This is a genomic window from Nonomuraea sp. NPDC003201 (assembly GCF_053590415.1).
Genome location: NZ_JBSFTC010000324.1, coordinates 1 through 11,621 on the forward strand (window position 1 = coordinate 1; position 11,621 = coordinate 11,621).

The 11,621-nt window shown below is 70.5% G+C and carries 10 protein-coding genes; 1 reads left to right on the forward strand and 9 read right to left on the reverse strand.

Features of this window, described 5'->3' with window-relative positions:
* Positions 1–228 precede the first annotated feature (228 nt).
* The 9 genes from ACWDX9_RS52025 to ACWDX9_RS52065 all read right to left on the reverse strand — a co-directional run bounded on the left by ACWDX9_RS52025 (position 229) and on the right by ACWDX9_RS52065 (position 10,147).
* On the reverse strand, positions 229–2,976 hold the full coding sequence (locus tag ACWDX9_RS52025; RefSeq protein ID WP_449969236.1) for a CDP-glycerol glycerophosphotransferase family protein: 2,748 nt from the start codon (positions 2,974–2,976) through the stop codon (positions 229–231).
* 209 nt (positions 2,977–3,185) lie between these two features.
* Positions 3,186–3,500, reverse strand: a complete 315-nt coding sequence (locus ACWDX9_RS52030; RefSeq protein WP_364241921.1) for an MGMT family protein — start codon at positions 3,498–3,500, stop codon at positions 3,186–3,188.
* A complete protein-coding gene (locus tag ACWDX9_RS52035) occupies positions 3,488–3,847 on the reverse strand; it encodes a hypothetical protein (RefSeq protein ID WP_350725418.1) in 360 nt (119 codons plus the stop codon). The genes ACWDX9_RS52030 and ACWDX9_RS52035 overlap by 13 nt, the downstream gene beginning before the upstream one ends.
* Positions 3,848–3,869: 22 nt before the next feature.
* Positions 3,870–5,024 (reverse strand): S8 family serine peptidase, encoded by a 1,155-nt coding sequence (locus tag ACWDX9_RS52040; protein WP_449969238.1) that lies wholly within the window; start codon positions 5,022–5,024, stop codon positions 3,870–3,872.
* The gene (locus ACWDX9_RS52045) at positions 5,018–5,818 is read right to left on the reverse strand and encodes a hypothetical protein (protein ID WP_364241930.1); all 801 of its coding nucleotides are present in this window, start codon (positions 5,816–5,818) and stop codon (positions 5,018–5,020) included. Before ACWDX9_RS52045 ends, ACWDX9_RS52040 begins: the two co-directional genes overlap by 7 nt.
* 207 nt (positions 5,819–6,025) lie before the next feature.
* A complete protein-coding gene (locus ACWDX9_RS52050) occupies positions 6,026–7,234 on the reverse strand; it encodes a S8 family serine peptidase (RefSeq protein WP_449969241.1) in 1,209 nt (402 codons plus the stop codon).
* Positions 7,235–7,254: 20 nt separating this feature from the next.
* Positions 7,255–7,971: a hypothetical protein gene (locus ACWDX9_RS52055; RefSeq protein WP_449969243.1), complete on the reverse strand. Its 717-nt coding sequence runs from the start codon at positions 7,969–7,971 to the stop codon at positions 7,255–7,257.
* Between the two features lie 45 nt (positions 7,972–8,016).
* Positions 8,017–9,198 (reverse strand): adenylyltransferase/sulfurtransferase MoeZ, encoded by a 1,182-nt coding sequence (gene moeZ / locus ACWDX9_RS52060; RefSeq protein ID WP_350725428.1) that lies wholly within the window; start codon positions 9,196–9,198, stop codon positions 8,017–8,019.
* A 43-nt stretch (positions 9,199–9,241) separates the two neighbouring features.
* Positions 9,242–10,147 carry an alpha/beta fold hydrolase gene (locus ACWDX9_RS52065; RefSeq protein ID WP_449969246.1) on the reverse strand — a complete coding sequence of 302 codons (906 nt, stop codon included), beginning with the start codon at positions 10,145–10,147 and terminating at the stop codon, positions 9,242–9,244.
* Between the two features lie 885 nt (positions 10,148–11,032).
* Between ACWDX9_RS52065 and ACWDX9_RS52070 the strand changes: the two genes are divergently transcribed.
* A complete protein-coding gene (locus tag ACWDX9_RS52070; RefSeq protein ID WP_355197141.1) occupies positions 11,033–11,419 on the forward strand; it encodes a hypothetical protein in 387 nt (128 codons plus the stop codon).
* Positions 11,420–11,621: the final 202 nt, after the last annotated feature.

Genomic DNA, 11,621 nt, shown 5'->3' on the forward strand with positions numbered 1-11,621 from the left:
CGCGTCGTCACGGCGAGCAGCCCGTGAGCCTTCACGACCGGCCATGACAGACGGCCACTGACGTCGGCGCGTGCGGCCCACCGTGCGCAGCCGTAAAGGATGAAGGCCTTGACGGGCGCGCGGCCCACCGTGCGCAGCCGTAAAGGATGAAGGCCTTGACGGGCGCGCGGCCCACCGTGCGCAACCGTAAAGGACGGGCGGGGAGGCGGCCCGCCCAGGGGGCGGCGGCTACGAGAAGAGGTGATCGACCACGCGCGCCGTGGCCTTGCCGTCGTCGCGGGGGGCGAAGGTGGCGCGGAAGGCTTCGTAGCGGTCGGCGTGGGCCGCCGACACGGAGTCGATGTCGCGCAGCGCCTCGATCACGTCGGCCGACGTCGACAGCACCGGCCCCGGCGCCTGCTCGGCCAGGTCAAGGTAGAGCCCCCGCTTGGTCGAGTATTTGGCCAGGTCGTAGCCGTAGAACACGATCGGCCGGCCGGTGCACACGAAGTCGAACATGACCGACGAGTAGTCCGTCACCAGCACATCCGCCACCAACAGCAAGTCGGCAATATCGGGATAAGTGGTGACGTCGTGGGCGATGTCCGGGACGGCCGGGACCGCCTGCATCGGATGAGCCCGCACCAGGATCTCGTGATCGGCCCCGAGGGCCTCGCGCGTCTTGGCGAGGTCGAGCTTGACCATGGCGTTCTTGCGGTCGTAATCCCGCCACGTGGGCGCGTACAGGATCACCCGCTTGCCCTCCACGAGCCCCAGCCGCTCGCGCACGGCGGCGGCCAGCGCCTCGCGGTCGGGCGAGTTGAGGACGTCGTTGCGCGGCAGCCCGCTCTCCAGGATCTCGCCCTTGTAGCCGAACGCCTTGCGCAGCACCGGCGTGGCCCACGGCGACTGCGACAGCAGCAGGTCCCAGCCGCGCACCTCCGCCGCCTGGCGGTGCCAGATCGGCGGCCTCGGGTCGCGCGCCATGTGGGGCTGGTCGTTGCCGATGTGCTTGGCCGGGGTGCCGTGCCAGGTCTGCAGCACGACCTGGTCCTCGCGGGCCCTGAACCAGACCGGCAGGAACGAGTTGGTCACGATGTGGCGGGACCTGGCCAGCGCGGCGTGGTGCTCGCGGCTGCCCGCGCGGATGACGGTCGCGCCGCCGGGCGGCACGAAGGCGCCGTCCTTGACGACCCAGATGTGCTCGCGGTCGTCGCCCCGCCGCAGCCGCTCCTCGTAGATGGCGCGGACGCTGTCGGCGTAGAGGCGGCCGTCGTTGACGACGTAGACGGTCGCGTCGTTCAGCGGCTCGGTGCGCTGGGCCGGGTAGAACACGCGGCGCAGCACGTGGGTGCCGGCCACGCCCCGCTCGTCGGCGGGCCTGGCCTCCTCGACCGTCACGACCGGCACGTCGAACCGGGTGGAGATCATCCGGTACGTGTGCCCGTCGAGCGTGCGCGGCTCCTCGTCGAGCCCCGGCAGGGCCGCGTGGTCCATGCGCAACGGCACGATCTCGCCCGACGGATGGCGGATCGACATGTTCCAGGTGCCGGAGGCGAGCGGCACGGGCTCGCCGAAGCGGTCCATGGCCGAGGGCTCGACGCGTACGGAGAACTCCTCGCCGGAGCGCTCCATAGGAAGCAGATAGGACAGCCCGGAGCGGTGCCGCAGCGTCAGCGTGCGGGAGCCCGGGGCGTCGGGATAGTGGCCGCGCAGCAGGAGCGCGGAGCCCTCCCAGACGGCCGAGGTGATCACCGGCCGGATGCGGTGGGCGGAGACGACCACGCGGTCACGGCGGTCGCCGAGCACGGTGATCTCGCGGTCGCCCACCGGCGTGCGGGTCTCCACGAGGTCGGCGAGCATGACGGAGGCCGCCGGGTCGCCCTTGGGCTCGACCCAGAGCCGCCGCCCGTCCTTCTCCTGCAGCAGGGTGGGCACGGCCAGCCCCACCGTGACCTCCGTGCCGTCGCCGGCCGGGGTGAAGTCGGCGGCGATGCGGTGGCCGCCCAGGCGGGCGTGGCCCTTGGTCACCGTGCGGCCGGGCAGGGAGATCTTCAGCTCCAGGCGCTCGCCCTCGACGGACACGCCCTTCAGCTCGGCCCGGTTGGGCTGGAGCACGATCTGCAGCGCCCGGTCGGACGTCCACACCGGCCGGATCCACAGGCCCGGCTTCAGCTTGAGCCCGGTGGGACGCTCGGGCCGGCCGACCGAGGAGCCGCGCAGCAGGCCCGTGGCCCGCGCGCCCCGGCTCCAGAACACGATCTCGGCCCGCCAGGTGGTCGTGTCGGGCACGGACGGGCGGTGCCGCATCCGCCGCCGCACGGCGGACACCACATCGCGTACGGCGCCGCGCCAGCGCAGCGGCCACGGGCTCAGCTCGGCGCTGAACCCGGACCAGTCGTAGTTGCAGCCGGGCTCGCGCGCGCCATGGGTGGCCTCGGGCGCGAGCACGCGCCGCGTGCGCATGCGGATGGGCGGCAGCCAGCGCGGCCCGCGCAGCACCACGGTCGCCCAGTTGAACCTGCGGCTGCGGACGGAGAGCCCCGCCAGGTACGCGAACCCGGTGACGCGCAGCTTGCCGTCGACCCAGACGATGTCGTCGATGTGGGTCACCGGCACCATGTCGGCGCGGCGCAGCCGGTAGAGGTCGGGTGAGAGCTCGTCGCGGAAGGGCAGGTCCGCGTACCAGCGCAGGCCCTTGCGGATGCGCTTGGACGGTTCGGCGGCGGCCGTCACGACCTTGGTGAGCGTCTCGCCCTCGACGAGTTCCGCGTCGGGCCGGTGCTCGATCAGGTGACATATGACACGCCGCGCGATCGGCAGGTCGTGCTTGACGCGCGCGTCCACGGCCGCGAGGTAGGGCCGGACGAGATCGAGCATCTCGCGCCGCCGTGCCGCGCCGCGCTTGACCGCGAGGTCCATGCGGGACCCGAGTGGGCCGCTCAGCACCTCGGTGTCGTACGCCGCGTCGCGACCGCCGGGGCCGACGGCTCGCATGACCGCTTCGAGGGGCTCTCCACGATCACAAAGATCCTGGACAGCCTTGAGGCGGTCGGCGAGCGAATCGCCGCCCTGGCTCTGGGCTGTGACGCCGGTTGCCATTGGGGTGGCACCGCCTTTCGGGCCGCCATTCAGTGTTCTGCCCATGGTAATGCGAGTCACATGTCACAAATTCGCCGGTTCGGCGAAACGGCAGGTCATGACCCTTACTGAAAATCCGCTGAAGGCCCGTCCCAGCGAGCTTCTCTCATGTTCACCCGTTCGCCCCGTAACGGGGTGCCTTCCTCGCGCCAATGGGCCAGGCAGCGTCGCAGGTGGTCAGGGGCCGCGCAGGTGCCGTCGGCATGGACGACGCGCCACCACGGCACGCCGCCGCCCCACGTCGACATCACCTTACCGACCTGGCGAGGGCCGCCCTCGCCCAGGTATTCGGCGATGTCGCCGTAGGCCATGACCTTGCCGGGCGGGATGCGCTCGACGAGGTCGAGCACCCGCTCGGCGAAGGGGTTCAGGGGGTCCATGCCGCCGGGCCCGCTTCGATGATCTCTTCGAACTTGCCGATCTCCATCGCGCTGCCGCCCGTCACGACCTCGATGACGCCGTCGCGCAGCGCGTAGACCTCGCCGTCCTCGCCCACGAGCCGGGCGCCGAGCGCGGCCGAGAGCCGGACGAGTTGCGCGACCTGCCAGTCGGAGCCGGGCTCGCCGACCAGGTGACCCTGCCAGCGCGCCACCGCGTGCGTGCCGCCCCTGTGCGCGGCCACGATCTCATCATCTCCGCGCAGCCCGAAACCGGCCGGTGCGATGGCCCTCGCGAGCTCCGCGAAGGCGAGTGGCGACTCGCGCACCACCCGCAGCTCGTATCCCATGACGCGGGACCATAGCGGATCTTTACTGTTCCTTGCGCTGATTGAGCACGATGATCGCGCCGCAGAACATGACCAGCGCGACCAGCACGCCTCCCCCGTACAGCCACAGCCGCAGCGGATCGGGCCCCGGCCTGGTCGGCACGGGTGAGTCCTCGCCCTGCCCGAAGTGGTCCTGACCTGACATGACGCTGCGCTGTTCGCCGGTCAGCCGCTCGGCGGCGTTGAGCGCGGCGGCCGCGTCGACCACCCCGAACCCGGTCTGGTCGTCGTATCCCGGGGCGGGCCGGCCCCGCGCGCTGGAGGCCAGCGCCTGGGCGACCTGCTCGGGCGGCAGGTCCGGATAGCGCGACTTGACGAGCGCGGCCACGCCCGCCACGAGCGCGGCGGCCGAGCTGGTGCCCTCGGACAGCTCGTAGCCGCTCTTGCGCTTGACCACCGGCACGCCCACGCCGGGCGCGGCGACCAGCACGGAGAGGTTGTCGCTGCTGAACGTGGCCCGTTTGCCCTGCTTGTCGGTGGCCGCCACGCCGATGACCCCCGGGTAGCCGGCCGGGAAGCTCCAGTAGGAGGTCCCGTTCTCCCTGGCGTAGTTGGTCAGGCCGTCGTTGCCCACGGCGGCGACCAGGACGACGCCCTTGCCGAGCGCGTACGAGACGGCCTCGCGCTCGGACTTGAGCGGGCCGTAGGAGCCGATGGACATGCTGATGACCTTGGCTCCGTGGTTGGCCGCGTACCGCAGGGCCCGCGCGAGCGGGCTCTCCGAGGTCTGCTCCTCGTCGTCCAGCGGCGGGACGCCCAGCTCGGGGTTGTCGTCGGTGACCATGGGCAGCGACAGGATGCGGGACTCCGGGGCGACGCCGACCAGCCCGTCGTCCTCCCCCGACGCCGCGATCAGCCCGGCCATGGCGGTGCCGTGCCGGCCCGGCGCCGTCTCCTTGGCCACCGCGCCCGCGGTCATGTCGGGGCCCGCGGTCACCCGGCCCTTCAGCTCCTTGACCTGGTCGTCCACGCCGCTGTCCACGACGGCGACGGTGATGCCCCCGCCCTTGGTGACGGTCCAGGCCTGTTCGACGTTGAGGGCGTCGAGCACCCACTGCTGCTGCTCCCGCACGGGGTCGGCGGTGGGTCCCGCCAGGACGAGGAGGGCCGCGGTGAGCGCGCGTACGGTCGCTAGCACACGTTCCCCTGGGTACAGGGCGGCACCTTGGGCGGGTCCGCGAGGAAGTAGGCGATCTGGTTGCCGACGGACTTCGCGGCCGGCCACAGCTCGGCGTGCAGGATCTCCTCCGGCGGGATCGCGGCCCTGGTCCGGCCGTCGGCGTAGCCGGCCGTGGAGAACACGATGTACGGCCCGGCGCCCACCCAGCCGGTGCGCTGGCGCTGGTCGGGGCCGAAGCGTTCGGTCACCGTGCCGGGGAAGGCGACGGGCAGCACGCCCACGCGGTCGTCCTGGGTGAGCTCCTCGCTCGCCGAGACCCTGGACGCCTCGTCCTTCAGCACGGCCACCCCGACCGTGATCACGAACGAGGCCGTCTGGTCGACGTACGTGGCCCGCAGCATCGTGACGCAGCCGTGGTTGTCCAGGACCCCGGCCACGGAGGCGTCCACGCCCTTGCCGCACTCGGTCTCGGGGGCGATGCCGACGCGCCTGGCGTACTGCTGGGCCCGGTCGAGCCCGAGGTACTTGACCTCTTCGGGGAAGACGCCCGTCGCCGGCCACGCCTGCCAGCGCCTGGCGATCTCCTCCTGTTTGTACTGGTTCTGCTCGGAGGGGGTCAGGGGGCGCGAGCGGGTCTCGGCGAACAGGCCGACCGTGCCGAGCAGCACGACCACGGACGACACGACCACGATGACGCTCAGCAGCATCACGAAGATGCGCCGATACCGGACGCCCTGCTGGAGCGCCTCCCTCTCGACGCGGTCCCTGGCGGCCGCACGCGTGCGGGAACCCGCCGCCGGCCACGTACGCACACGCGACCGCCGGCCGGTGGTGGCGCCGAGCGGATTCCTCCGTTCCGGCGTGGCCCCGCCCTCGGAACGCGGTAGCCCTGAAGTCGACCTACGAGCCCTCACCACCGCCTCATCCTCGCCGTCCTCCCTGCCCGTTGCCTCGCTGCGTGAGGCAGGCTGGGGAGCCGTTGGCGTCCCGTGTCTATTTCGTCCCCCTTAGTAGGCGGATCATGCGTCTTGTGAGCTGTACACCCGACGTACGCGCCTGACCAGGATGAATATGACGCCCAGGGAAGCGAACGCGCCGACGGCCGCCGCGGCGGCGATGGCCGCGTAGACGGTGACGCGCCTGTCGTCCCTGACGATGACCTGGATGGGAGCCGTCCGGCCGCCGGCCAGCGGCTTGGCCGGGTCCTGGGCCTGGTCGCCCGCGGCGGTCTCGGTGTAGCCGGCCAGCTTTCGGGCCTCGGACAGGGCTCTGGCCGCGTTCACGACGCCGAAGCCGGTGCCGGTGTCGTACCCGCCCGGGGGTCTGTCGGTGGCACTGGCCGTCAGAGCGCGGGCCACGAGCGGCGGCGACATGCCCGGATATTTGGCTTTGATGAGGGCGGCAATACCCGAGACCAGCGCGGTCGCCTGCGAGGTGCCCCTGCCGACCCAGTACTCGTCGCCCGGGCCCGCGCCCATGATGTCCACGCCCGGTGCGGCCACCAGCACGGAGGAGTTCCAGTTGGAGAACGTGGCCCGCCGCAGCAGCCGGTCCGTCGCCCCCACCGAGACCACCCCGGGGAACGCGGCCGGATAGGAGTAGGGGGCGAAGTCGCCGTCGATCTTCCGGTCGCCGTCGTTGCCGGCTGCGGCCACGAGCACGACGCCCTTGGAGATGGCGTAGCGGATGGCCGCCCGCTCCTCCCTGGTCGCCAGCTCTTTGGAGATCGACATGTTGATCACGTCCGCACCCTCGTCCACCGCGTAGCGAATGCCTTGGGCCACCACGTCCTCGAAGCGCTCCGCCGAGTTGAACTCCCTGAAACCCGGCTCCTCATCCTCAAGGATGACCCTTACTGACAGTACGTCCGCTTCGGGCGCAACGCCGATGATCCCCAGATTTCCCCCATCGCCGTGGCCGTGCCCGGCGATCAGAGAGGCCATGTACGTGCCGTGCAGGCGGCTCGGGGCGACCCCCGGCGGGTTCGCGCCCTCGGTGAAGTCCTTGCCCACCCGCACCGAGCCGACGAGGTCGCGATGGTGCGGATCGACGCCGGAGTCGAGCACCGCCACCGTCACGCCGTCGCCCTTGCTGGTGCGCCAGGCCTGGGTCAGCGCCAGCGTCTTGATGACCGGCCGCTGCCCGCCGCGTACGTCGTCCGCCCACGCCGGCGCGGCGGCGTACAGCAGCATCCCGGCCGCCACGGCCGCCGTTCCCCGCCTGAGCATGACCCCCGTACTGCCCCGGCTCAGCACCGCCACTCCTCGGCCGTGCAATCGGGCATCCGCGGCGTGCTCAGGTCGGTCAGCACCCGATCGGAGATCTCGGTCGCGAAGGCGAAGATCGAGGGCCGCTGCTCGTCCGCCGCGTCCGCGGGCCGGCCGTCCACCTGGCCCGCCGTGGTCAGCACCAGGTACGGCCCCGCCTGCCGCACCGAGCCGGCCTGGCGCACGCCGGGGGTGAAGCGGTCGGCGACCGTGCCGCTGAAGGCCAGCGGATACAGGCCCGGCACGGGTTTGCCGCTGTCGGAGAAGGCGGCTTTCGCGCGTACGGCGTCCGGCTCGTCGCGCAGCGCGACCACGCCGATCGTGACGAGCACGCCGCGCAGCGCGTCGATGTAGGTGGCCCGCAGCAGGCCCCTGCAGCCCGCCTTGCGCAGGGCCTTGACCGCCTTGGGGTCGACCGGGTCGCAGGCGGTCCCGGGCGAGATGCCGATCCGGCTGGCACGTTCCCGGCCGCCCTGCTCGGCGGAGTACGGCAATGTGGCGGGGAAGATACGTCCGCTGGGCCAGGTGCGCCAGCGCTCGGCGACCTCGCGTCTGGCCGCCGCCTGGAGCTCGGCGGTGCTGGGGCCCCGGGTGAGCTCCGTGCCCGCCGCGCTGCCCGACACCCCGGCGGCCACCGCGCAGACCAGAGTCAGCGCGGAGGCCACCACGAGTGTCGGCCACGGACGGGCAGTGTTCACGCCACCGACCTTAACCGGGCCTTCCGGATAACACCCCGGAAACCATCAGTAGGAGGGCAGGCTCGGGTCCACGGTCTTGACCCAGCTCAGGACGCCGCCGCCGACGTGCACGGCGTCGGAGAACCCGGCGTTCTTGACGATGGCCAGCGCCTCGGCCGAGCGCGCGCCGGACTTGCAGTGGAGCACGATGCGCTTGTCCTGCGGCAGCTTCTCCAGGGCGGAGCCGTTGAGGAACTCACCCTTGGGGATCAGCGTGGCGCCGGGGATCGAGACGATCTCGTACTCGTTGGGCTCGCGGACGTCGACGAGGAAGATGCTCTCGCCGCGGTCCTGCATGCCCTTGAGCTCCGCCGCGGTGATCGTGGAGCCGCTGGCGGCCTCGGCGGCCTCGTCGGAGATGGCGCCGCAGAAGGCCTCGTAGTCGTCGAGCAGCTGCGTGACCGTCGGGTTCTTGCCGCACAGGACGCACTCGGGGTCCTTGCGGACCTTGACGTCGCGGTACTTCATCTCCAGGGCGTCGTAGATCATCAGCCGCCCGACCAGCGGGTCGCCGATGCCCGTCAGCAGCTTGATGGCCTCGTTGACCTGGATGGAGCCGATCGACGCGCACAGCACGCCGAGCACGCCGCCCTCGGCGCACGACGGCACCATGCCGGGAGGCGGGGGCTCCGGGTAGAGGCAGCGGTAGCAGGGCCCGTGCTCGGCCCAGAACACGCTGGCCTGGCCGTCGAACCGGTAGATCGAGCCCCAGACGTACGGCTTGCCGAGCAGCACCGCGGCGTCGTTCACCATGTAGCGCGTGGCGAAGTTGTCGGTGCCGTCGACGATGAGGTCGTAGCCGGAGAAGATCTCCATGACGTTCTCTGTGGTCAGCGCCGTGTTGTGGATGACCACGTCGACCAGGGGGTTGATCTCGCGGACGGACGCCGCGGCGCTCTCGGCCTTCAGCCTGCCCACGTCGGACTGGCCGTGGATGATCTGGCGCTGCAGGTTGGACTCATCGACCACGTCGAAGTCGATGATGCCGAGGGTGCCGACGCCCGCCGCCGCGAGGTACATCAGCGCGGGCGAGCCCAGGCCCCCGGCGCCCACACACAGCACCTTGGCGTTCTTCAGCCGCTTCTGCCCCGCCATACCCACATCGGGGATGATCAGGTGGCGCGAGTAGCGGCGCACTTCGTCGACGGTCAGCTCTGCGGCCGGCTCGACCAGCGGTGGCAACGACACTTTCTACGCTCCCGTTCCAGGGGGTCCTATCTCACCTTGAAACCTAGCTGGCGAGTGGGGCATTCCCCAATCGAGTCTCACGGATCAGACGGCGTGCTTCCGCCGCCACGACCTGCGGCATCTCCATCATCGCCACGTGGCCCGCCGTCGGCAGCAAGACAAGCCGGACCTGCGGGAACGTACGGTATGCCTTCGCGGCCATGGCGGGCCGGACCAGCCGGTCATGCCTGCCGTGCACGATCAGGGTCGGGGCCTTGACGTTGGCCGCCTGGCGCCACAGGTTGTCCTCGCCGCGGCGGAAGTATTCGGCCACGATGCCCCTGGCCGACCCGATCATGGCCTCGCCGGAGTAGGGGAGGTCGTCGCGCCTGCGGAGCTCGTCGATCGCGTCGCGCAGGCGTACGGGATGGACGGAGTTGGTGTTGGCCCAGACCATGGCCACGGAGGCGTTGACGCGGTGCTCGGCGGGCACCAGGCGGAGCCTGCTCGCCACCCATTCGCCCAGTACGGGCACCGCGGCGGCGGCCACTCGGACGGGGCCGTACCTGGGGAGCAGGTCGGGCAGGGCCGGGGAGACGAGGGTGAGCGAGCGGACCAGGTCGGGCCGGGTGGCGGCCACCCGGACGGCGACCGCTCCCCCGAGCGAGTTGCCGAACAGGTGGGCCGGGCCCGTGTGCTCCATCAGCTCGGCCACGGCCCTGGCGTGGCCGGCGACGGTGTAGTCGCCGTCGGCCGGGGCGGGCGAGAAGCCCGCGCCCGGGAGGTCGAGGGCGTGGCCGGTGACCGTGTCCTTGAGCTCGTCCATGAGGTCGGTCCAGTTGGTGGCCGACCCGGCCAGGCCGTGCACGAAGACGGCCTGCTCACGTTGTCCCCGGTGGTCACTCGTCGATCGGACGTGCACCGAGCCGATCATGCGACCCGGCCAGTCCGGGACCGGCTTCGCCATCATGCGTCCTCCCCGCCGTTCCTTCTCGTTCTCTCAACGATAACCACCCCGTCTGGGTGGGGTCTGGATTCGGTACAGAAGCCCGCTTACATCACCTTTTCCGGCATCAGGTACACACCGTCACACATGCCTCAAACACCCCGCTGATGCGATCCCCAGCGAGGGCGGCGGCGTCTCGGGGCCCGGTGCGACACCCGGATCCGGGCCGGCGGGCGGATCGGTGGCGACCATCGCCGCGTTCGGACATATCGCCATATATCGCTGCTTAGATGTCTAATCGATCTCATCGCATGCCAAGAGTGTGGCAAAAGGCATCGTTCATCGTTTATGGCGCACCAAGGTCGGAAAGCATGACAACCAGCAGCACTTAGCGTGACGGTTGAGGAACGCACCGTTAATGGCGGGACAGACCAGCCTCGAACGCACCACCGCCGGGTGCCGCAAAAAGCGGGAGACATTTTCGGAGGGCGCACAATGGCGTCCTCCGAATAATGACGCCGGGCGTAGGCGAAGCGTCCGGCGTAATGGCCATCGATATGTTCGCGGACTTTCATCGGTCCGGGGGCGGCACCGCAGGCAGGAAAATCACCACTCGCAGAACCGGCACGGCCGATGACGACAGGCCAGGCCGGCGCGCGAGCATTGCCATGCGTGGCCGCCCTATCAATTGCGCCACAATCGGACATATCATGCCATTTCATTGGATAGATCTTTAATGCGAGCAATAAGATTGTTAATGCATAGCAAAATAGGGTCTCTCCAGTTTGCCCGCCCGTCGCCCCGGAAATGACATTCAATGGATGACTCTTCAGCAGCCGTCCAAGACCTGTTTTCAGGTACCCGGAAACGTCGAGAACGGGGCAATCGATCCTTTAGGGGGAAAACGCAATGCCCAAGCTCAAGAGTGTTATCGCAGGCCTCGCCGTCAGCACGGCGCTGACCGGCGGCATGGTCAGCGCGGGCGCGGCCACCACTGCGGTCAGCGCCGACGCCATCAAGCTCAACACCTCATCCATCCTCACCGGCACCGACGACGACTTCGACGAGGGCATCGACGACGGCCTTCTCGATGACGACCTCGGCCGCAACATCGTCATCGACCGTCGCGACCGTGACCGTCACCGCCGGCAGTGCCGCCGTCACCACGGCGGCTGGGGCGGCGGCTGGGGCGGCGGCTGGTGGGGTCGCCACCGCCGCGGCGGCGAGGTCTGCGTCGTCATCCGCAACGACAATGTCAACGACAACAGGCCGGAGCGCCGCCGGCGTACCTGGTAACAAAACCGTGTGTTAATGGCGGGAGGATGAACGTCCGCACCTTCGGGTGGGTCCGATCTTCTCGTCTTCCGCGGGGGGCTTAGTGAGGGCTCTGCCCGCCATTTGGCCCGGGAGGCCGCAGGCCGGTGTAAGGCGGGGCCGAGGGTGCCGGGGACATATTACAGTGGGGGGTTGGGACGGGCGAGGGGGGGGGGGGGAGGGT